This is a genomic window from Microbaculum marinisediminis (assembly GCF_025397915.1).
GTDB lineage: Bacteria > Pseudomonadota > Alphaproteobacteria > Rhizobiales > Tepidamorphaceae > Microbaculum > Microbaculum marinisediminis.
Genome location: NZ_JALIDZ010000005.1, coordinates 39,802 through 61,189 on the forward strand (window position 1 = coordinate 39,802; position 21,388 = coordinate 61,189).

Annotated in this window: 19 protein-coding genes; 12 read left to right on the top strand and 7 right to left on the bottom strand. The window is 66.7% G+C overall.

Going from position 1 to position 21,388, the window contains the following annotated elements; translation table 11 throughout:
- Window positions 1–25 precede the first annotated feature (25 nt).
- On the bottom strand, window positions 26–499 hold the full coding sequence (gene tsaA / locus MUB46_RS11720; protein ID WP_261616106.1) for a tRNA (N6-threonylcarbamoyladenosine(37)-N6)-methyltransferase TrmO: 474 nt from the start codon (window positions 497–499) through the stop codon (window positions 26–28).
- A gap of 174 nt (window positions 500–673) precedes the next feature.
- On the opposite strand from tsaA, the gene MUB46_RS11725 reads away from it, so the two are divergent.
- From MUB46_RS11725 to MUB46_RS11740, 4 genes are all read left to right on the top strand, one after another.
- A complete protein-coding gene (locus MUB46_RS11725; protein WP_261616107.1) occupies window positions 674–1,678 on the top strand; it encodes an ArsR/SmtB family transcription factor in 1,005 nt (334 codons plus the stop codon).
- Window positions 1,678–2,577, top strand: a complete 900-nt coding sequence (metF, locus tag MUB46_RS11730) for a methylenetetrahydrofolate reductase [NAD(P)H] (protein ID WP_261616108.1) — start codon at window positions 1,678–1,680, stop codon at window positions 2,575–2,577. Before MUB46_RS11725 ends, metF begins: the two co-directional genes overlap by 1 nt.
- A 35-nt stretch (window positions 2,578–2,612) precedes the next feature.
- Window positions 2,613–6,341 (top strand): methionine synthase, encoded by a 3,729-nt coding sequence (gene metH, locus MUB46_RS11735; RefSeq protein ID WP_261616109.1) that lies wholly within the window; start codon window positions 2,613–2,615, stop codon window positions 6,339–6,341.
- A 434-nt stretch (window positions 6,342–6,775) separates the two neighbouring features.
- Window positions 6,776–7,801, top strand: a complete 1,026-nt coding sequence (locus MUB46_RS11740) for an extensin-like domain-containing protein (protein WP_261616110.1) — start codon at window positions 6,776–6,778, stop codon at window positions 7,799–7,801.
- A 14-nt stretch (window positions 7,802–7,815) separates the two neighbouring features.
- Here the strand turns inward: MUB46_RS11740 and MUB46_RS11745 are convergent, their stop codons facing one another.
- Complete coding sequence (locus MUB46_RS11745) at window positions 7,816–8,271, bottom strand: hypothetical protein (protein ID WP_261616111.1); 456 nt, start codon at window positions 8,269–8,271, stop codon at window positions 7,816–7,818.
- A gap of 55 nt (window positions 8,272–8,326) precedes the next feature.
- Window positions 8,327–8,947 carry a CGNR zinc finger domain-containing protein gene (locus MUB46_RS11750; protein WP_261616112.1) on the bottom strand — a complete coding sequence of 207 codons (621 nt, stop codon included), beginning with the start codon at window positions 8,945–8,947 and terminating at the stop codon, window positions 8,327–8,329.
- 160 nt (window positions 8,948–9,107) lie between these two features.
- On the opposite strand from MUB46_RS11750, the gene MUB46_RS11755 reads away from it, so the two are divergent.
- From MUB46_RS11755 to MUB46_RS11775, 5 genes are all read left to right on the top strand, one after another.
- Complete coding sequence (locus MUB46_RS11755) at window positions 9,108–9,770, top strand: extensin-like domain-containing protein (protein ID WP_261616113.1); 663 nt, start codon at window positions 9,108–9,110, stop codon at window positions 9,768–9,770.
- Between the two features lie 232 nt (window positions 9,771–10,002).
- A complete protein-coding gene (locus MUB46_RS11760; protein WP_261616114.1) occupies window positions 10,003–10,413 on the top strand; it encodes a hypothetical protein in 411 nt (136 codons plus the stop codon).
- Window positions 10,414–10,445: 32 nt separating this feature from the next.
- Window positions 10,446–11,423, top strand: a complete 978-nt coding sequence (locus MUB46_RS11765) for a L,D-transpeptidase (RefSeq protein WP_261616115.1) — start codon at window positions 10,446–10,448, stop codon at window positions 11,421–11,423.
- A gap of 58 nt (window positions 11,424–11,481) precedes the next feature.
- Complete coding sequence (locus tag MUB46_RS11770) at window positions 11,482–11,820, top strand: hypothetical protein (RefSeq protein ID WP_261616116.1); 339 nt, start codon at window positions 11,482–11,484, stop codon at window positions 11,818–11,820.
- A gap of 66 nt (window positions 11,821–11,886) precedes the next feature.
- Window positions 11,887–13,134 (top strand): DUF992 domain-containing protein, encoded by a 1,248-nt coding sequence (locus tag MUB46_RS11775; protein ID WP_261616117.1) that lies wholly within the window; start codon window positions 11,887–11,889, stop codon window positions 13,132–13,134.
- A 10-nt stretch (window positions 13,135–13,144) separates the two neighbouring features.
- On the opposite strand, the gene MUB46_RS11780 is transcribed toward MUB46_RS11775, so the two are convergent.
- The 3 genes from MUB46_RS11780 to MUB46_RS11790 form a co-directional block, all read right to left on the bottom strand.
- Window positions 13,145–15,667, bottom strand: coding sequence for an arylsulfatase (locus MUB46_RS11780; RefSeq protein WP_261616118.1), 2,523 nt, complete (start codon window positions 15,665–15,667; stop codon window positions 13,145–13,147).
- Window positions 15,668–15,797: 130 nt separating this feature from the next.
- Window positions 15,798–16,448, bottom strand: a complete 651-nt coding sequence (locus MUB46_RS11785) for a hypothetical protein (protein ID WP_261616119.1) — start codon at window positions 16,446–16,448, stop codon at window positions 15,798–15,800.
- A gap of 20 nt (window positions 16,449–16,468) precedes the next feature.
- Window positions 16,469–16,726, bottom strand: a complete 258-nt coding sequence (locus MUB46_RS11790) for a hypothetical protein (protein ID WP_261616120.1) — start codon at window positions 16,724–16,726, stop codon at window positions 16,469–16,471.
- 294 nt (window positions 16,727–17,020) lie between these two features.
- On the opposite strand from MUB46_RS11790, the gene MUB46_RS11795 reads away from it, so the two are divergent.
- The 3 genes from MUB46_RS11795 to MUB46_RS11805 all read left to right on the top strand — a co-directional run bounded on the left by MUB46_RS11795 (window position 17,021) and on the right by MUB46_RS11805 (window position 20,942).
- Window positions 17,021–18,007, top strand: a complete 987-nt coding sequence (locus MUB46_RS11795) for a helix-turn-helix transcriptional regulator (protein WP_261616121.1) — start codon at window positions 17,021–17,023, stop codon at window positions 18,005–18,007.
- A gap of 170 nt (window positions 18,008–18,177) precedes the next feature.
- Window positions 18,178–19,512, top strand: coding sequence for an MFS transporter (locus tag MUB46_RS11800; protein WP_261616122.1), 1,335 nt, complete (start codon window positions 18,178–18,180; stop codon window positions 19,510–19,512).
- A 92-nt stretch (window positions 19,513–19,604) separates the two neighbouring features.
- Window positions 19,605–20,942, top strand: a complete 1,338-nt coding sequence (locus tag MUB46_RS11805) for an MFS transporter (RefSeq protein ID WP_261616123.1) — start codon at window positions 19,605–19,607, stop codon at window positions 20,940–20,942.
- Between the two features lie 55 nt (window positions 20,943–20,997).
- Here the strand turns inward: MUB46_RS11805 and MUB46_RS11810 are convergent, their stop codons facing one another.
- Window positions 20,998–21,372 carry a hypothetical protein gene (locus MUB46_RS11810; RefSeq protein WP_261616124.1) on the bottom strand — a complete coding sequence of 125 codons (375 nt, stop codon included), beginning with the start codon at window positions 21,370–21,372 and terminating at the stop codon, window positions 20,998–21,000.
- Between the last annotated feature and the right edge of the window lie 16 nt (window positions 21,373–21,388).

A 21,388-nucleotide genomic window follows, 5' to 3' on the forward strand; every position in this document is an offset into this window, starting at 1 on the left:
GTCGCCGCCGGTTCGTTTCCGGCCGTCAGCTTTCTTTTGGCCGCTCGCCCTGCGGCGGCAGCGGCTTTGCGCGTTTCTCGTGCCAGCCGACCTTCGCGTCGGGCTTTGAATCGACAGAAGCGAAATAGGGCTTGATGTCGAGCAGCGGCGTGCCGTCGAAGCAGTCGACATGGCGCACCGTCAGGCCGTCTTCGCCGACCGCGACGATATCGACGACGGCCAGGCCGATCGGGTTCGGACGGCCGGGCGCGCGCAGGGCGAAGACGCCATGGGTGATGGTGTCGCTCGGCGGCGTGAGGGCCACCACGTCGCGCGGGGCGCGGTCGAGCCAATAGAGCAGGATCGCGTGGGTGCAGGTCTCGAGCGACTTGAGGCCGGCCCGATAGGGCGCATCGATCTCCACGCGGCAGACCACGTCGGTTTCCATGGCGTTGCGCGGGCAATCCTCGGCGCGCGTCCAGGGCGTGCGTATCCGGCCGATATAGGTGAGCTCGGGCATGGTGCGTGCCGTTTTAGCGATGCGCGCGGCGGTTTCCAGCAAAGTTTTCGCGTGCCGAGCGGTTTTCGGGCGTTGCCGGAGGCCTTTTCCGGATCGTACGGCAAGTCCTGGCTTCATAAAGAGTTGACAGTATAAAGATATCTTTATACCGCTATCCGCCGAACGGAGGAGCCGATGCTGCCGATCTCGGCCGACAACATGCTGACCGCTTTGCGCGCCGCCGGTGAACCGACCCGGCTGCGCATCCTCGCGCTGTTGGCGGAGGGCGAGCGCAGCGTGAAGGATCTGACCGATATCCTCGGCCAGAGCCAGCCGCGCATCAGCCGGCATCTGAAGCTCCTGGTCGAAGCCGGTCTTGTGCGGCGCTACGCGGAGGGGGCGTGGGCCTTCTTCCGGCTCGCCGATTCCGGCCCGGCGGCCGAGCTGTCGCGCGACCTTGTCGACCGGCTGAACCGGAACGATCCGGTGATGATGCGCGACCGGACGCGGCTCGAGGCCGTGCGCCGCGCGCGCCTCGCGGAGGCGACGGCCTATTTTCGGCAACACGCCGCTCATTGGGACCAGATCCGCTCGCTGCACGCCAACGAGCAGGAGATCGAGGCGGGCGTGCTCAGGCTTGTCGGCGACGCGCCGCTCGACCTCGTGGTCGATCTGGGCACCGGTACCGGCCGCATGCTGGAGCTGCTGGCGCCGCATATCGAGAGCGGCATTGGCATCGACGTCTCGCACGACATGCTGTCCTACGCGCGCTCGCGGCTCGAACGCGAGGGCCTGCGCAACTGCCAGGTGCGCCAGGGCGATATCTACAGCCCGCCGATCGAGGACGGTTCGGCCGATCTCGTGATCATCCACCAGGTGCTGCACTATCTCGACGACCCCGACCGGGCCATCGAGGAGGCGGCCTATCTGCTGAAGCCCGGCGGCCGGCTGCTGATCATAGATTTTGCCCCGCACGGGCTTGAGTTTCTGCGCGCCGATCAGGCGCACCGCCGCCTCGGATTCTCGCGCGAGCAGATCGCCGAGTGGATGAAGGCGGCGGGCATCGAGCTTGCCAGTCACATCGATTTCCCACCGGACGACGTCGACATCGCCGAGGTCGGCCGGCTCACGGTCTCGATATGGCTCGGCAAGGATACCGACAGCCGCGTCCGCCGCGGCATTTCCGAGGAGGCGGCCTGATGGCTGTGTCGTTACCCCCAGCGCGACAGGTTTCACCGGACCTGTCGGTGTCCTTCGAATTCTTCCCGCCGAAGACGGCGGAGATGGAAGCGTCGCTATGGAGCGCGTTCCAGCGGCTGGTGCCGCTCGAGCCGAAATTCGTGTCGGTGACCTACGGCGCCGGCGGCTCCACGCGCGACCGCACGCATCAGATCGTTGGCCGCATCCGCCGCGAGTCCAACGTCGAGCCGGCTGCGCACCTGACCTGCGTCGGCGCGAGCCGGGCTTCGCTCGAGGAGGTGATCCACGCCTACCAGACGATCGACGTGCGCCACATCGTGGCCCTGCGCGGCGATCCGGTCGACGGCGTTGGCGGCACTTACGCGCCGCATCCCCAGGGGTTTCAGACGACGGCCGACCTGGTCGCGGCGATCAGGCGGGCGGGCGACTTCGAGGTGTCCGTCGCCGCCTATCCGGAGAAGCATCCGGAATCGCGCGACTTCGATGCCGATATCGACGTGCTGAAGGCCAAGGTCGATGCCGGCGCGACCCGGGCGATCACCCAGTTCTTCTTCGATAACGCGCATTTCTACCGCTATCGCGACCGGCTCCAGAAGCGCGGCGTCGAAATCCCGGTGATCCCCGGCATCCTGCCGGTCACCAAGTTCGCCCAGGCGGCGCGTTTCGCCGGACAGTGCGGCGCGGAGATCCCGGACTGGTTCGCGGCCCACTTCGACGGGCTCGACGAGGATCCCGACACGCGCCGGCTGGTCGCCGCCTCAGTCGTCGCCGATCAGGTGCTCGACCTCACCGCCAACGGGGTCACCGATTTTCATTTCTACACGCTCAACCGCGCCGAGCTCGTCTACGCGACCTGCCACATGCTCGGCGTGCGTCCCGCGACAAAAGAGGCGGCCTGAGCGCCGTCCGACCAATCCTACGCAAGAGGCCAGTGATGTCAGAGTACCAGTCCGAGACCGAGCGCGCGTTGCGCCGTCTCGCCGCCGACCGAATCCTTCTTCTCGACGGGGCGATGGGCACCCAGATCCAGACGCTCGAGCTCGACGAGGCCGGATTCCGTGGCAAGCGGCTCGCCGGCTGGACCAAGCCGCTGGCGGGCAACAACGACATCCTGAACCTGTCGCAGCCTGAGGCGATCCGCGACATCCACCAGGCCTATTTCGAGGCCGGCAGCGACATCGTTTCGACCAACACGTTCAACGCCAACGCGATCGCGCAGGCCGACTACGGCGCGGAGAGCCTAGTTGCCGAGATCAACCGCGAAGGCGCGCGGCTGGCCCGCGCGGCCGCCGACCAGGCGGCGCGGAAGGACGGTCGGCCGCGCTATGTGGCGGGCACGCTGGGCCCGACCAACCGGACCGCGTCGATCTCGCCCGACGTCACCGACCCGGGGTATCGCGCCGTCACCTTCGACCAGCTTGCCGGGGTCTATGCCGAGGCGACGCGGGCGCTGGTCGAGGGCGGATCGGACCTGATCCTGATCGAGACGATATTCGACACGCTGAACGCCAAGGCCGCGATCTTCGCGCTGGAGACGGTGTTCGCCGAGATCGGGCGCCGGCTGCCGATCATGATTTCCGGCACGATCACCGATCTTTCGGGCCGTACCCTGTCCGGGCAGACGCCGACGGCGTTCTGGTATTCGGTGCGCCATGCGCGGCCGTTCACCATCGGTCTCAACTGCGCCCTCGGTGCCAAGGAATTGCGCCCGCATCTGGCCGAGATTTCGCGCGTGGCCGATACGCTCGTCTGCGCCTATCCGAATGCCGGCCTGCCGAACGCCTTCGGCGGCTATGACGAGGGGCCGAAGGAGACCGCCGCGCTGCTCGGCGAGTTCGCCGAGGCCGGCCTGCTCAACGTCGTCGGCGGCTGCTGCGGTACGACGCCGGAACACATCGCCGAGATCCGCGAGGCGGTGTCGGGCCATCCTCCGCGGCGCATCGCCGAAGCGAACCCGTTCATGAAGCTGTCGGGGCTGGAGCCGTTCACGCTCACCGCCGAAACCAACTTCGTGAACATCGGCGAGCGCACCAACGTCACCGGCTCGGCGCGCTTCCGCAAGCTGATCAAGGAGGACGACTACGCCACGGCCCTTGAGGTCGCCCGCCAGCAGGTCGAGAACGGCGCGCAGATCATCGACGTCAACATGGACGAGGGGCTTCTGGAATCAGAAGAGGCGATGACCGCGTTCCTCAATCTGGTCGCCGCCGAACCGGACATCGCCCGCGTGCCGATCATGATCGACTCGTCGAAATGGTCCGTGATCGAGGCGGGCCTGAAATGCGTGCAGGGCAAGGCGGTGGTCAATTCGATCTCGCTGAAGGAGGGCGAGGCCGCGTTCCTGGAACATGCCGAGAAGGTGCGCCGCTATGGCGCCGCCGTCGTGGTGATGGCCTTCGACGAGGCCGGCCAGGCCGACACGCTGGCGCGCAAGACCGAGATCGCCGAGCGCTCCTACAAGCTGCTGATCGAGAAGGCGGGCTTCGAGCCGGAAGACATCATCATCGACCCGAACATCTTCGCGGTGGCCACCGGCATCGCCGAGCACGACAACTACGGGGTCGACTTCATCGAGGCGACGCGCTGGATCCGCTCCAACCTGCCGCACGCGCAGGTTTCCGGCGGCCTGTCGAACCTGTCGTTCTCGTTCCGCGGCAACGAGCCGGTGCGCGAGGCGATGCATTCGGTGTTCCTCTACCACGCCATCAAGGCGGGCCTGGGCATGTCGATCGTCAATGCCGGTCAGCTCGGCGTCTATGACGAGATTGATCCGGAGCTGCGCGATCTCTGCGAGGACGTGGTGCTGAATCGGCGCCCGGATGCGACCGAGCGCCTGGTGGACTCGGCGGCCAGGTGGCTGGGCAACGGTAGCCAGGAACGTGAGGAAAAGACGCTCGAATGGCGCTCGCTGCCGGTCGACAAGCGAATCGAGCACGGTCTCGTCGCCGGCATCGCCGACTTCATCGAAGAGGACGTGGAGGAGGCCCGACAGGCCGCCAGCCGTCCGCTCGACGTGATCGAGGGCCCGCTTATGGCCGGCATGAACGTCGTCGGCGACCTGTTCGGCTCGGGCCGGATGTTCCTGCCGCAGGTGGTGAAGTCGGCGCGCGTGATGAAACGGGCGGTCGCCTATCTCGAGCCATTCATGGAAGAGGAGAAGGAGGCGGGCGGCAGCCGGCCGCCGGCCGGCAAGATCGTCATGGCGACGGTGAAGGGCGACGTCCATGACATCGGCAAGAACATCGTCGGCGTCGTGCTCCAGTGCAACAACTACCAGGTGGTCGACCTGGGCGTGATGGTGCCGGCGCAGAAGATCCTGGAGACGGCGCGCGCCGAGGGCGCGGACCTGATCGGGCTGTCGGGCCTGATCACGCCGTCGCTCGACGAGATGTGCAACGTGGCCGCCGAGATGGAGCGCCAGGGCTTCGACCTGCCGCTGCTGATCGGCGGGGCGACGACCAGCAAGGTGCATACCGCGGTCAAGGTCAACCCGCACTACCATAGCGGGCAGGCGATCTACGTGACCGATGCGAGCCGGGCCGTCGGCGTCGTCTCGACGCTGCTGTCGCCGGAGGGCCGGGCGCGGCTCTACACGGAGACGCGCGCCGACTACGCCAGGATCGCCGAGGGGCACTCGCGCGCCCAGGACAACAAGGTGCGGCTGTCGCTCGAAGACGCGCGCGCCAACAAGCTGGCGATCGACTGGTCGGACTACCAGCCGCCGAAGCCGGGGTTCCTCGGCACGAAGTCGTTCACGGCCTACGACCTGGAGACGCTCGCCGCGTGCATCGACTGGACGCCGTTCTTCCAGACCTGGGAGCTGTCCGGGCGGTACCCGGAGATCCTCGACGATCCGCGCCAGGGCGAGGCCGCGCGCCAGCTCTTTGCCGACGCGCAGGCAATGCTGCGCAAGATCATCGACGAAGACCTGCTGGAGGCGCGTGCCGTCATCGGGTTCTGGCCGGCGAACGCCGAGGGCGACGATATCGCCCTGTTCACCGACGATACGCGGCAGACGCCGCTGGCCACGCTGCACACGCTGCGCCAGCAGATGTCGCGGCGCAGCTCGGACCGGGCCAACGTGGCGCTGTCCGATCTCGTCGCGCCGCGCGACACCGGGCTTGCCGACTACATCGGCGGCTTCATCGTCACCGCCGGCCACAAGCAGGATGCGACGGTGCAGCGGTTCGAGCGGGCCAACGACGACTACTCGAAGATCCTGTTCCAGGCGTTGTCCGACCGTCTCGCCGAAGCCTTCGCCGAGCACATGCACGCGCGGGTACGCAAAGAATTCTGGGGCTATGCGCCCGAGGAGACCCTGACCAACGAGGAGCTGATCGCCGAAACCTATCGCGGCATCCGCCCGGCGCCGGGCTATCCCGCCCAGCCCGACCACACCGAGAAGCGCACGCTGTTCCGGCTTCTCGACGCGGAGGCGGCCACGGGCGTCGAGCTGACGGACTCATGCGCGATGCTGCCCGCCTCGTCGGTGTCGGGAATCTACTTCTCGCACCCGGATGCGCGCTATTTCGGCCTCGGCAAGATCGAGCGCGATCAGGTGGAGGATTACGCCGCGCGCAAGAACTGGAGCGTCGAGGAGACCGAGCGCTGGCTGGCGCCGGTTCTCGCGTATCAGCCGAAGGCGAAAGCAAAAGCGGCCTGATACCCGGCCCCTCGGATACGAGAGGGGCCGGCTTCCATTCAGGCGTCTCTACGCAATACCAATGAGAATGGGGTCGGGTATCAAATCGCCCCGAACACGATCGCCGCTACGAACAGGAACGCCGCGCCTGCGACGACCAATTGAACCTGCCTTGCAATGGTCATGGTCCCGCTCCCTTGGCTTCCCCCAGTAGCAAAATATTAGCCCGAGCAGGCCGATCCACGAAGCGGTTTCGTCGCTGCACCGCAATATCGGCTGTCGATTTCGCTAGAAGCTGTGGAGGAATACGGGCATCCTCTTAGCACGCAAGGCAAATCGGCGACGGCACATATGCCATGAAACTTCGCGTATTGGAGCCAATTGTTGCCTCGGTGCTGATATTCGGCGCCGTTGCTTCCGCTACGGCAGCAACGGAAACGGGCGATTTGGTGCCGTTGCCGAGGCAGAGGCCGGAGACCGTCGCGGCGCCCCTCCCGGAGCCAGAAAAGACTGAGGCAAAGACGGTCGAAACCAAGCCGGCAGAGGCCGGGGTTCCGCTGCCGCGCGAGAAGCCGCGTCTCGCCGCCGCCGAGCCGGAGGCCGAGGCCCCGCAGCCGCGGCAGAAGCCTGCGGCCGCCGAACCCGCTGAAGCGCCTGCCGTTCCGGTGCCCGCGGCGAAGCCGGAAGCCGCGCCCGAAGCCGAGTCCCCGGAAGTGGAGGTGCCGGTTCCCGCCGAGAAGCCGACTGATTCTGCTGAGAAACCAACAACGGGCGATGCCAACGGCTCCGGCGAGGGCAAGGACGAGCCCGCGGCCGCGGTGGACGGCGAGGCTGTCGACGCCGCCCCGGCGCCCCAGCCCCTGGCGCCCCCGCAGCCTGTCCGGATCGGGCCGCCGCAGGGGCCGCCTGTCTTCGCCGACGACGCGATGTCGCCCGCCTGCGCAGCGATCGAGGAGGGGCGCGTCTCCGGACGGCCGCTCAAGCCGGTCGAGGATCTGTCCGGCTGCCTCGTGCGGGCGATCTATGCGGTCTCGTCTGTGGGCAGCGAGCGCGCGGTCGAGTTGACGCCGGAAGCCGAACTCAACTGCGCCATGGTCGACCGGCTCGATACGTTCGTCGAGGAGGTCGTCGAGCCGGCGGCGAAGGAGATCCTCGAAAGCGATCTCGTGGGGTTGCGCATCGCCGGATCCTATGTCTGCCGGCCGCGCAACGGCCAGGACGGTGCCAAGCAGAGCGAGCACGGTTTCGCCAACGCCGTCGACGTTTCTGCGTTCGTGCTGGCCGACGGACGGACAATATCGGTGGTGGACGGCTGGGCCGACGAGGGGGCTGGCGGGGAATTCCTGCGGGCGGTGCACGAAAAGGCCTGCGGGCCGTTCACGACCGTAATCGGTCCCGACGGCGACGAGTATCATCGCGACCATTTTCACCTGGATCTTCAGCCGCGCGGCAAGGGCGGGCAGACGACCTTCTGCCAGTAGGCGGGGGCGTTCGCTTACTCCTCCAGCGCCGGGTTCTTGGTGTAGCCCGGGCCGATCGTCAGCGGCTTTTCCGGCAGGACACTGGAGCCGATCTTCGAGGTGTATGTCGTCTCGTGGGTCTCGATGACCGCGCCTTCGGGCGTCTTGAGCGTCAGCGTCACGGTGTAGGGCGTGTCGGCGACGACGTTCGAGATCGGCGGCGAGTTCAGGGCGAAGCGGCGTTGCTTCTCGCGGGAGATCAGTTCCACGGTCAGCGGCGGGCCGCCCTCAGGGTTTTCGAAATCGGCGATGAAGAGGGTCCCCGGCGGCACGGTGCGCCGCGCGGTGGCGACGAGGCCGTAGGTGGCCTCGGCCAGCCGGTAGTTGAACAGGAACCCGCCGCCGCTGACTTCCACATAGTCTCCGGTCGTCTCCTCGCAGGCGGCAAGCGAAACCGCCAGACCAACCAGGATTGCGAGACGTCGAAGCATGGGACCATCCTGACGCGAGCCCATGCATTATAACCGTCTAAATCCGTATTGCGAGTCAGATCTTTGTGGGTTGGCGATGCGCCTCGTGGTAGCGGCGGGCCTTGGCCCGGTTGCCGCAGGTGAGCATGTCGCACCACAGGCGGCTGGCGTTCCGCGAGCGATCGACGAAGATCCAGCTGCAGTTCGGGCACGTTTTCAAGCGGCCCGACAGGGGCGAGGCGGATAGCGCGAGGGCGGAATGGGCGATCGCCGAGCGCGCGGTGACCGGTGTCCGGGGACGGGAAGTCGCAAGGGTGGGAAACAGGCCGTCCGGCCCGGTGGCGATTTCCGTCTGCGACAGGGTGCTGCCGAGTTCGAAAAGCACCCGCCGCATGGCGAGTGACGATGGTGCGTGGTCCAGCGCGACGGCGCGGAACAGATCGTCGACCGCCTGGCGCAGCGTCAGCATGTCGGCAACGGCGGCGGCGTCGAACGCATCGGCGGTGACGGCCAGCAGCGGGGCGTAGGAACCGGCCGTGCCGAACCGGCAGGCCGCCGCCAGCCAGCTTGCGATGTCGTCAGCGTCACGCAGGCGATCGCCACGGCGCTCGGCGTCGTCGGCATAGAAGACCGTATTCGTGAAATCGAGGCACAAGGCGCCGCCGACGAATTGTCGCGGTGTCCAGGAGAACGGCATCGACGTAACCTGTAAAATGGCGAATATCAGTTAGATAACCCGGGTGCCGCAAGGCCGGCAAGCCCTGACGCCGCAGGCTCGGCGCCGGGTGGGCCGGTTAAGGCCAAATTAACCGTGTCTGTTTACGCGGCATTTGCCTCAAATTCGAATGATCGGCCGCATGCAACGCATGACCGCCGTCTTTCTCGTGTTTTCGCTCGTTTTCCTGTTCGGCTGCGCCGACCGGTCGCTCTATTCGTGGCGCGACCAGGCCTGGCGCAAGGACGCCGAGGCGATCTGCCTGGCCAAGGGCGGCTACGAGCCGAGCGCCTTCGTCCAGCGCCTGAACCGGATCAACGACAAGGGCGCCTGCGGCGTCTGGTATCCGCTGAAGGTCTCGGCGGGACTGTCGGGCTATGTCGGCTTCTCGACCAGCGCGACGCTCAACTGCCCGGTTACGTCCGCCCTCGACGGCTGGCTCTATCACGTGGTGGAGCCGGCGGCGGCGCGCACCTACGGCGCCTATGTCCGCGAAATTCAGGTGCTCTCGTCCTATTCCTGCCGCACGCGCAACAGTAAGGCCTACGGCAAGGCGTCCGAGCATTCCTTCGGCAACGCCATCGACATCTCCGCCTTCAAGCTTTCCGACGGGCGCACCGTCACCGTCGAGCACGGCTGGAGCGGCAGCCCGCAGGATCGCGTCTTCCTGCGCGAAGTCCATTCCGGCGCCTGCAAGACGTTCACCACCGTGATCGGCCCGAACGGTGACCGGCAGCACCGCGATCACTTCCATCTCGACCTGGCCCGGCACAACGCCGACAACAGCTATCGCTACTGCAAGTAGCGGGGCACGGTCCTCGTGGGTAATTCGCTGCCTAAAATACCCGCTGGACCTGCCACCTTCGTTCCTTGAAAAATAGGGCCGCATACCGGATTGGGGGGCCGTCGCCGACGGTCCGCGTGATCCGGTCAGGGGATGGGGATCGTATAGGTCGAAAGGATCGATACCGATCCGCTTGCGGGTATGAAGCGGCCCGGACCCGGGCCGCGCCGTCCCGCTCGATAGAGGGGTGGTCATGATGCGTGTTTTCTCACAAGCCGTAGCCGTTTTCGCGTTCCTCGTCCTCGCCGCGGGCCTTGTCGGGCCTGCCTCCGCGCAGTCGCGGGAGGAGGTGCGGTTTTCGCCGGGCAACGACAATGCCGCCGTCGAAGGCACGATCACCGGCGACGAATACAAGGACTACGTACTCGGCGCGCGCGCCGGGCAGACCATGTCGGTCTCCCTGATCACCGAGGGCAGCGCCTACTTCAACATCCTGCCGCCGGGCAGCGACGGGGTGGCGATCTACAACGGCTCGATCGACGGCGAGAACGCCAGCGTCGCGCTTCCATCCGACGGCGACTACACGATCCGCGTCTATCTGATGGGCAATGCCCGCGACAGCAACCAGACCGTGCCGTTCATGGTCTCGATGACCATCATGTGATGACCGACACAAGATCCGGGAGACAGGCGAAGATGAAGATCGACCGACGTCATTTCGTTCTCGGCGCCGGCGCCGCGGGCATGTCCGCGCTGGGGTTCGAGGTTCTCGCGGAGCAGCTCAAGGACATCAGCGAGCTGAAGCCCGGCGACTTCACCTGGCATCCGGACCGGCAGCCGACGGGGCCGGTCGCCGTGGTCGTGTCGATTCCCGAGCAACTCGTCCATGTCTATCGCAACGGCGTGCGCATCGCCGTCTCGACCTGCTCCACCGGCAAGCCGGGCCACTCGACGCCGACGGGCGTGTTCGTGGTGCTGCAAAAGGACAAGCACCATCGCTCGTCGACCTACAACAACGCGCCGATGCCCAACATGAACCGGCTGACGTGGTCGGGCATCGCACTGCATGCCGGCAACCTGCCGGGATATCCCGCGTCGCACGGCTGCGTGCGGCTGCCGCTGGCGTTCTCGGAGAACCTTTTCGAGATCACCCATCTCGGCACGCCCGTCATCATCTCCGGCAAGAGCACCGATCCGTGGGAGCTGAAGCATCCGGGCATGGTGCTGAGCGGCTATGCCGAGCACGAGTTCGAGGCGGTGGAGGCCTCGCTGGAGGACAAGAAGCATCCCCGGGACTGGAGCGAATCAGAGACCGCGCCCATCACTTCCGTCATCGCGTCGTCGCGCGAACGGCGGATCATGCTGCTGGAAAACGGAAACGTCGTGAGCGAAGGCGATCTCGCGATCGATGGGAGCGGTGCGATCGGCAACCACGTGTTCGTGCTGCGCGGGCCGGACAGCGCCACGCGGGGGCTGCACTGGCAGGCGATCAGCCACCATCCGGGCGAGGGGCCGGCCACGGCGGAGGAAGCGGCGATCACGCGGCTGCATACGAGCGACGAATTCGTCGCCCGGATGCGCGAGCGGATGCATCCGGGCCTCGTCATGATCCTGACAGAGGCGCCGCTGCATCCTGACACGCGATCCGGACAGGATTTCGTTATCATGTCTTGACCTCGCCCGAGAGGCGCCTCAGGGGTGAGGGAACCAGGACCGACAAGAGGAAAGTGACATGAGAAAGTTTGTAGTGGCGGCGGTGCCGCTCGTTCTGGCACTCGCCGGGTGCAATTCCGATCCGTCTACGGCGCCGACGGTATCGAACGCCGCCATGACCGCGAACGGGCCGACGCGCGCGCCAGGTGGGCCGAACGCGGGCGCGGAAGACCTTTGCGTCAAGGCGGTGCAGCAGCAGACCAACGCGTCGGGTGTCGGGGTCATAAACAGCGAATTCTCCGAGGCCGCGACCCAGGTCATGGTCGGGTTCCCGGCGGCGCAGGCGCCGTGGCGGTGCCTGGTTTCCGGCGGCCGGGTGACCGAGGTCACCTACACGGGCAGCGAAGGGCGCTTGTAAGGCCCTGACGCGTACTCGAGGTCTCGGGGGAGCCGTTTCGGCCCCCGCGACACGTCGGGGAGACGGATGCTCTCATTCTCGAAGAGAACCATCTTTGCCGCCATCGCCGTGGCCGGTCTGATCGGACCGTCGCAGCAGGCGGAGGCGTGGCTGGAGGCCGGCGTGCTGACCTGCGAGGACAGCGGCGGATTCTCGCTGATCCTCAGTTCACCGCGCGATCTGCACTGCGTGTTCCACAGGGCGAACGGCCTGACGGAAGCCTATCGCGGTCGCCTGCGCGAGGTAGGGCGCAATCTGGGCGCCACCGGCGCCGGCGTGATCGCCTGGAGCGTGGTCGCGGACAAAACCGACGGGCCGCCCGGCGCGCTGAGCGGAACCTACCGGTGGGCAGGGTCTGCGGGGTCAGAACCTGCGTGGGCAGACACCGGCGCTACGAAAGGGGCGGGCGGTGAGGGGCGGGGCCTCGTCGGCGGCCCGCGCCGCACGGTAACGCTGCAGCCGTTGCGCGTCGGCGGCAATGCCGGACTGAACCTGGCGGTCGGTATCGCCGCGATGGAGCTGCATCCGCTTTTCGAGACCACGGTCCGTACCGCGCCGACCCGGGTGCCGGCCGGCGGCCTTGGCGACGACCTGGCGCGGCCCGGCCAGGTCCTGGTCGTCCCGGCGAGGGCGGCGGCGTCCCTGGCCCCACCGGTGCGTTTCGTGGCAAACGAAATTCTGCTCGAACCCGTGGCGCGCGACCTGCAGTTCGCCGAGGTCGGTCCCGCGCGGATCATGTCCCGGCCGCGTCAACCCGGGGGCGCTTCGGGGCAGGACCAGGCCTGCGTCGACGACCTGGCCAAAACGCTTGGAATTGACAGGGATCGGGTGCGGGTGACCAGTCGCGACGTCGTGCGAAACGGCGATGCGCTCGTCTATCTCTACGCCGACGGCACCCGGGCCGCCTGCGAGGTCGATCGCACCTCCACGGTGCGCGGCACCCGGCGGATGATCCCGGTGCGCGTGACCAGCGCGCCGCCAAGCACGGCCTCCGGTGCGGGGTCCAACGCCGGCAGTCTGGTGGAGCGGGCCTGCATGGACGCGGTTCGCCGGCAGGCCGGCAGATATCGCGCCATCATCGTTCTCGGCAACGCGGTCTCACAGGCCAATTCGACGGTGACGGTCGGCGTGGGCGCGCGGCGCGCGCCCTGGCGCTGTGTGGCGTCCAACGACGGCGTGGTGACAGACCTGTCGTTCGCTGGCGACGACAGCGCCGGCGTACGAGACGCCGGCGCGCCGATGCCGGGGCGAACGACACTGCCGCCGGCACGATAGGCCGACGGGACTAGTTCGCGTCCGCGGCGCGTTTCATCGCCGCTTCGAGCTTTTTCCTGTCGTCCTCGGTCAGTACCGGACGGTCCATTTTGATCGTCAGCGTGTCGAGCTTGGCCGTCAGCGCGAACGGCGGCTTGTAATCCGCGTCGTTCACGCCGGTGAGCGTGTCGGATCCGATGTCGAAGCTTTCGTCCCACTGCAGGATCATGGGCAGGGTCTTCTCCATCTTCTTGGTATCGACCGCCTTCCCGTCGACCTTAAGCGTGCCGGTTCCGGACCGGCCGACGCCGCTGAAGTCGTTGTAGGCGAGCGTTCCGGTACCGAGTCCGTCATACTGGAAGTCGAACTCCACCGTGTGCTTGCCGGGCGTGAGCGCGTCGGGGCCTTCCCACTTGATCCGCTCGAGATCGACCAGGTTCCAGAGGAACACCGGCTTGCCCTTCAAGAGGTAGAACCCGTAGCCCGCGAAGCGGCCGCCGGAGGTCAGGATCATGCCCTCGGCGCCACCCTCGGGCACCTCGATCTCGGCGGTGATGGTGTAGGAGGTGTTCAGCAGCAACGGCGAGTCGCCCTGCGGCAGGCCGACCATCGGCCTGGTGTAGACGAATTCCGTCCGCCCGGCGGTGATGTTCGGGCGCGGCGCGACGATGCGGGCGGCCACCGAGGCGTCCATCGGGAACACCTGGTACTTCTGGGCCTCCGCGATGAACTTGGCCTTCAGCTCCTTCACCTTGTCGGGATGCTGGTCGGCGACGTTGGCGGTCTGGGAAAAGTCCGAGTCGAGATTGTAGAGCTCGAGCACCTGGTTGTTGAGCGGGTCCGGGTTCGCCGGTCCGAATGCATCCCAGGGTGCCCGGTTGACCTCGGTGGAGAGGAACCAGCCGTTGTTATAGAGCGCCCACTGGCCCATCATCTCGAAGTACTGGGTCTGATGGCGGGACGGCGCGTCGGCATTCGCCGCGTCGAAGGTGTAGGCGAAGCTGGTGCCTTCGATCGGCTTCTGCGGAATGCCGTCCACCACCGCCGGCGCCGCGATGCCGGCGACCTCGAGGATGGTCGGCGCCACGTCGATGACATGCGTGAACTGATGCCGGATGCCGCCCTTGTCCTTGATGCGCGCCGGCCAGGAGACGGCCATGTTCTGGTTGATGCCGCCGAGCTTGGAGGCGTTCTGCTTGAACCAGGAGAACGGCGTGTCGAAGGCCCAGGACCAGCCGGCCGACATGTGGTTGTAGGTCTCCTCGGTGCCCCACACGTCGTACCATTTCATCTGGGTCTCGACCGGCATCATGTTGATGCCGTTGAAGAAGGCGACTTCATTGGGGGTGCCGAGCGGGCCGCCCTCGGCGCTCGTGCCGTTGTCGCCGTTGATGTAGATGATGAGGGTGTTGTCGAGAACGCCCAGGTCCTCGACGGCCTGGATGACGCGTCCGATCTCGTGGTCGCTGTAGGCTGCGTAGGCGGCGAAGACCTCGACCTGGCGGATGAACAGCTTCTTTTCCTCGGCCGTCAGATCGTCCCACTTCTTCAGCACCTTGTCCGGCCACGCCGACAGCTGGGCGTCCTCGGGGATCACGCCGAGCCGCTTCTGGTTGGAGAAGATCGTCTCGCGCAGCGCGTTCCAGCCGTCGTCGAACAGGTGCATGTCGTGGATCTTGTCGACCCACTCCTTGGTCGGATGATGCGGCGCGTGGGTCGCGCCGGGAGCGTACTTGATGAAGAACGGCTTGCTCGGATCGGTCTGGTGCATCCGCGTCATCCAGTCGATGGCGTCGTCGGCCATCGCGGTGACCAGGTTCCATTCGCCTTCCTGGCCCTTGAAGGGATAGATCTGCGTGGTGTTGCGGAACAGGTTCGGCTGCCACTGGTTGGCGTCGCCGCCGACGAAACCATAGAAATACTCAAAGCCCATCCCGGTCGGCCACTGGTCGAAGGGACCCGATTGGCTCGCCTCGAACGCGGGCGTGTTGTGATCCTTGCCGAACCAGGACGTGTTGTAGCCGTTGTCGAGCAGGATCCGGCCGATCGTCGCCTTGTCCTTGTCGATAATGCTGTTGTAGCCGGGGAAGCCCGTCGACTGCTCGGAGATGACGCCGAAGCCGGCCGAGTGATGGTTGCGGCCGGTGATCAGCGCCGCGCGTGTGGGCGAACACAGCGCCGTGGAGAACATGCGCGTGTAGCGCAGCCCCTCGTTGGCGATGCGGTCGAGAGCGGGTGTTGGGATGACGCCGCCGAACGTGCTCGGCACGGCGAACCCGGCATCGTCGGTGATGATCAGCAGGACGTTCGGCGCACCTTGCGGTGGCATCACGCGTGGCGACCACCAGGGCGTCGATTGCAGGGCGTCGTCCTTGATCACTCCCCCGAACGGCAGGTCCGGCGGGGGGAGCTGCAATCCGTCGGCCGACATCGTCGCGTCCGGCGCGCCGAAATCCCTGTAGCTCTGCTGCTCGGCTGCCGAAGCCGGGGCACTCAGCGAAAGGCTGAGAACAACGGCTATCGAACCCAGCGGTCCCGTCCAATTCAATCGCATTGCAGCCTCCCATGGCCGATATCGGAATGCACTTGCCCGGCGCCCGCTCGAAGCCGCCGGGGTCGCGCGGTTCTTAGTGAGCCGGATATATATCATGCGCTGCTGCGGCGGTTTCCGGCAGGCCGCCCTCCTAGCAGGGCGGATAGGGGTAGTAGCCGCAGCGCGGCGCGTAGGGCGCGGCCGCAGCGCCGGCCGCCGCCGCTCCCGCCGCCGCGCCGGCGTACCAGGCGCCGCGGTATGCGGTGCGCCGCGCCGCCCCGGCGAAGGACAGGGGCGTGCGCGGCAGGCCGATGATGTCGATGAAGACGGACGCCGGGCCGTCGCTGCCCTCCAGGCTGCCTTCGAGGATGTCGACCGCGAAGGTCAGCGTGTCGCCATCGAGCTTCGGCGACTTCAACACGACGACGGCATCCCAGATATTGTTCCCGTCCTTGCTGAAGGCCGAGACGGTCGCGTTCGGCGGATCGTTTGCGAAACCGTCGTCCAGCGACCATTCCTTGACGACATCGGTCGTCAGCGCGTGGCCGGCCGAGCGCACCGGACGGTCGGCGAAGACGATCGAATTCGGCGAGACGCCCGTCAGGGTCAGTGTGCCGCCTGCGAGGCTCGCGCCGCGCGAATTCAGGACGATCAGCGACGGCACGACGTCGGGTCGGGCCTGGCCGATCGTCTTCTCGAGCGGGCGGTGAGGAGGCGGTGCCGCCTGTGCGAGCGCCACCGCCGGTGCGGCGGCGATCAGAAGAGCGACCTGCAGTCGCGCGAGGAGGGCTGTGACTCTCATTTCGCCGCTTCCCTACTTGCCTACTTGCTCTGGAGGATCTGCAGGGCCTCGCTCAGCGGCTCGCTGCAGTCCGTGTCCGCTTGGGAGCTGTGTTCCATTCCCTGATCACGGAGCCGGTATACCTGTTCCTTCTCGGCATCCGTCAGCTCGACGGTCTTCAGCAGTTCGTCAATCTGGGCGACCATCGCGTTGCAGTCCTGCGCGTAGGAAGGAGTGGCGGGATGCGCGAGGACGACGAGAGTGAAGACCAGAAGGCTGGTCTGGCGGAGAATTCTCATGGTGCTCTCCCTTGTGGATCGTGTTGAGCAGCGTGCCCACGTCACGGCGCTTTCAGTTCGATACCGGCGTCTGGTCCGCCCCGATGGTTTGTCGATAGATCTTCGAGAGGGACGGCGGTCGACCCGCACTCGCATCCCTTTCGCCATTTGCTCCTCTCGCGTCAGGCGAAGCAGGCACGCGTGCGCCCCGCCCGGGAGCGAGGCCAGATCATCTTGGACTCTTTTCGATCGAATAAATAATATCAACTGAGAAGCCGCCTTTCTTGCCATTTGGTGCCAATGGACGGTTGATCGATGTCGAACGACGATTTCGCGCACAATCCCATTACCTTGCTGCATATTGCTTCGGAACTTCGAAAGCGGGGTATTTCGCCCGTCGAGATTTTCAGGCGTGCAGGCCTTTCGCCTGCGAGGCTTCTGGACGGGGATCGTTGGATTCCGCGCGCGCTCTGCTTTGCGCTCGGTCAGGAGGTCGCCGCGGTTTCCGGCGATCCGTTCTTCGCTTCCAGGATAGGCAAATCGTTCCAGCTCGCCGAATTCGGTGTCTGGGGGCAGACCATCGAAAGTGCGGAAACCGTCGCGGACGCCTTCTCCGTTGCGATCAAGGGCGTGGGGCTTTTGCACCGGGGCTCCAGCCTTCAAGTGCTAGTGTCTCGTGATGAAGCGCAGCTCAAGTTCGCCTATCGCGGACGCCTCGGGGCCGATCCGCGCCAACACCTGATGGGAACGCTCGCGGTTCTCCGGAAAATCGCGCTACTGGCGAACGTGCCCGAAGCGGTCGGGGTGCATTTCTCGATACCGTACTCGATCGGGGCGGATTGCCTGGAAGAAACGCATGGGGAGCGTCTGACGTTCGGCTGCGACACCGATGCCATCGTCGTCGATCGGGAATTGCTCGGCATGCGCCTCGACGTCCCGGCCGAACCGAATGGTCGGGGGGCGGACGAGCCCCCGGAAACCGCCGAACAGGTGGGGGCGCTCATCCGAAAGCTTCTGCCATACGAGCGCGCCAATCTCCCGACGGTTGCGGCGAAGCTGAATGTCAGCAAGCGGACCCTGCAGAGAAGACTGCGGAACTGGGGGTTTGCTTTCGAGGAAATCCTCGATGACACGCGCCGCACAGAGGCCTTGAAACTCGTCCGCTCTCGTGAACACAGCGCGATCGAGATCGCTTTCCTGCTCGGCTACTCGGATGCGGCGCACTTTACGCGGGCGTTCCGCCGATGGACCGGAATGTCACCGCGAGAGTATTCCCGCGCCGTGACACGATCCCTGTCGTAGCGAAGGGCGGGGCATCCGATCGCTCGGATGCCGCATCGGCCCGTAACGCGCACACGGCCGAGCCGGTGCTTGCCGCCTGTCCTCGGCTCGCAGGCCCGCCGCGCAGATACTTGCCCCGCCTGCGATAATCGTCGAGACTTCGCGCTCCGGGGCCTTCAAGTTCGGTCGCAATGCCGTCGTCCTCACCGCCACTGCGCCTCCCGTTCTTCTATGGCTGGGTGGTCGTCGCCGTCGCCTTCGTGACGATGGCGGTATCGGTCAACGCCCGCACAGCATTCTCGCTGCTCTATCCGCCGATCCTCGACGAGTTCGGCTGGCAGCGCGGCGAGACGGCGGGCGCCTTCACCATCGGCTTTCTGGCCGCGACCGGGTTCGCCCCGCTGTTCGGCGTGTTGATGGACCGGGCCGGACCGCGCGTGGTCATCCCTATGGGGGCGACGATCGTGGCCGCCGGTTTCGTCGCGGCGACGTGGATCGCAACGCCGGTCATGCTCTATCTCAGCCTCGGGCTGATGGTGGTCGGGGCCTCGGTCGGCATGAGCTATATCGGCCACTCGATGTTCCTGCCCAACTGGTTCGTGCGCAGACGGGGCCTTGCGATCGGCATCGCCTTTGCCGGCGTCGGCGTGGGGGCGATCGTGTTGCTGCCGGCGACGCAGGGCTACATCGAAACGGCGGGTTGGCGCGCGGCATGCCTGGCCATCGCCATCGCGATCGCCGTCGTCGTCATTCCGCTGAACGCATTTTTACAGCGCCGTGCCCCGGCCGATGTCGGCCTGGAGCCGGACGGTGGTGCGCAGCGGCTGAAGGACGGGACCACCGCGAAACCGGTCGACACGGTGGTGGACCGGGCCTGGGCCGAGACCGAGTGGACACTGCCCAAGGCGCTCGCCACGGGGCGGTTCTGGTGGATTTCGGCTGGCTATTTCGCCGGCCTGTTCGCCTGGTATTCGGTACAGGTGCACCAGACCCGCTATCTGCTGGACATCGGTTTCGGGGCGACCGAGGCGGCCTTCGCGCTCGGCCTTGTCGGCCTGTTCGGCATCGGCGGACAGATCGGCGTCGGCGCGCTGTCGGACCGGATCGGGCGGGAGTGGGGCTGGACGATCGCCTGTCTCGGCTTCGCCGTGTCCTACCTCGCGCTGATCGCGCTCGGCGACAGCCCGACGCACTGGCTCGTCTATGTGATGGTCGTGGGGCAGGGGCTCGCGGGCTACGGGCTGGCGTCTCTGTTCGGCGCGGTGCCGGCGGAGATCTTCGCCGGCAGGCGGTTCGCCACGATCTTCTCGATGATGACCGTGTGCGGAAACATCGGCGCGGGCGTCGGCCCATGGATCACCGGCGTGATCTACGATGCGACCGGGTCCTACAATCCGGCCTTCCTGCTGTGCCTGGCGATGAGCCTGGTCTCGGCCGCCTGCATCTGGGCGGCCGCCCCGCGCAGGGTTCGCCTCGTCGCCGGCCAGGCGGCAAGGCGTGCGCGGGCCGCCGGATCGGCGGCCTAGCCGCGCTCACCGAGGCCATCTTCGTTCATCGCTAGGGCCTATGGGCGTTTTGTCGCCTTAAGCCGCGGAAGGCTGCGTGGTAGCGTCCGGCCATGCTCACCGTCCTCGCCGATCGCACCTACCGCCACCTCTTCTCCGCCCAGGTCATAGCCCTCATCGGCACCGGCCTGCTCACCGTCGCGCTGGCGCTGCTCGCATACGATCTGGCGGGCGAAGAGGCCGGGGCGGTGCTGGGGACGGCGCTGGCCATCAAGATGATCGCCTATGTCGGCGTCTCGCCGATCGTCGGTGCCTATGCCAGCCGGCTGCCGCGCCGCGCCTTCCTGGTCGTGATGAGCCTGGCGCGCGCCGGCGTGGCGTTGCTGCTGCCCTTCGTTTCCGAGATCTGGCACATCTATGTGCTGATCTTCCTGCTCCAGTCGGCGTCCGCGGCCTTCACACCGACCTTCCAGGCGACGATCCCCGACGTTTTGCCGGCGGAGAAGGACTATACGCGGGCGCTGTCGCTGTCGCGCCTCGCCTATGACCTGGAAAACCTGCTGAGCCCGATGCTCGCGGCCGTACTCCTGACCGTGATCGACTTTCACTGGCTGTTCGGCGGAACGGTCTTCGGGTTCCTCGCGGCGGCGGTGCTGGTGGTCTCGGTGCGGCTGCCGCAGCCGCTTCCGACAGAGAGCGGCAAGGGACTCTACGACAACATCACGCGCGGTATCCGGATCTATCTCGCGACGCCGCGGCTGCGGGGGCTTCTCGCCCTCAACTTGTCGGCGGCGGCCGCCGGCGCCATGGTGATCGTCAACACGGTCGTGCTGGTGCGCGGCTGGCTGGGCCGCACGGACGACGACGTGGCATTGGCGATGGCGTGTTTCGGCGGCGGCTCGATGATCGCGGCCCTGGCCTTGCCGAGGGTTCTCGACCGGACGCCGGACCGGGCCGTGATGGTGCCGGCGGCGGTGCTTCTGGGCGCGCTCCTGCTCGGGTTCGCGTGGATCATGACGACCGTCGATGTCGGCATGTGGCCGGTTCTTCTGGTGGTGTGGGCGCTGGCCGGGCTCGCCTATTCCGCGGTTCTGACGCCGACGGGGCGCCTGTTGCGCCGATCGGCGCAACCCGCCGACAGGCCGGCGGTGTTCGCCGCCCAGTTCGCGCTGTCGCATGCCTGCTGGCTCGTGACCTATCCGATCGCCGGCTGGCTGGGCGTGATTGCCGGCGCGCCCGTCACCCTGACCGTACTCGGCGTCCTGACGCTTCTCGGCGCCGGTCTTTCGGTCGTGCTATGGCCGGCGCACGACCCCGACGAGATCGAGCACACGCATGCCGAGCTCGATCCGGATCATCCGCATCTGCGCGAATATCAGGGAAGCGGGCGCCGCCACGCGCATCCCTACGTGATCGACGATCTGCACACGTCCTGGCCGGTTACGCGCTGACGTCCGGGCGCATGGGGCGTCTTTCTTGCCAAACGCGCTGGCGGTGCGCCGGGCCTCAGCTCGCGACCTTTTCGATCTTCAGAATCCGCCCGGAGGGATCGACGAAGAAGATCTGGATCAGCGGACGATCGCCCGGTCCGCCTACCGTCATGATCCGCGTCACGAGCCGGCTGTCGCCGCAGCCCTTGGGATTCGGGCCGATAACGATGGTGACGGGAATCGTGAACGTCTCGACGGCCTGGCCGGCCGGCGCGCCGCGCCGGGCGGACAGGGCCGCCTGACAGGTGTCGCGTGCCACATAGTTCGCGGTCAGCTGGATGGCCCCGCCGTAGGGACCGGTGCGGCGGGCGTAGCTGCCAGGCCCCTGCGCCAAGGCAAGGTCGGGAAGCACGAGGGCCAGGGCGAGCGCCGCGAGTGCGAAATATTTCATGGATCCTCTCCTCGTA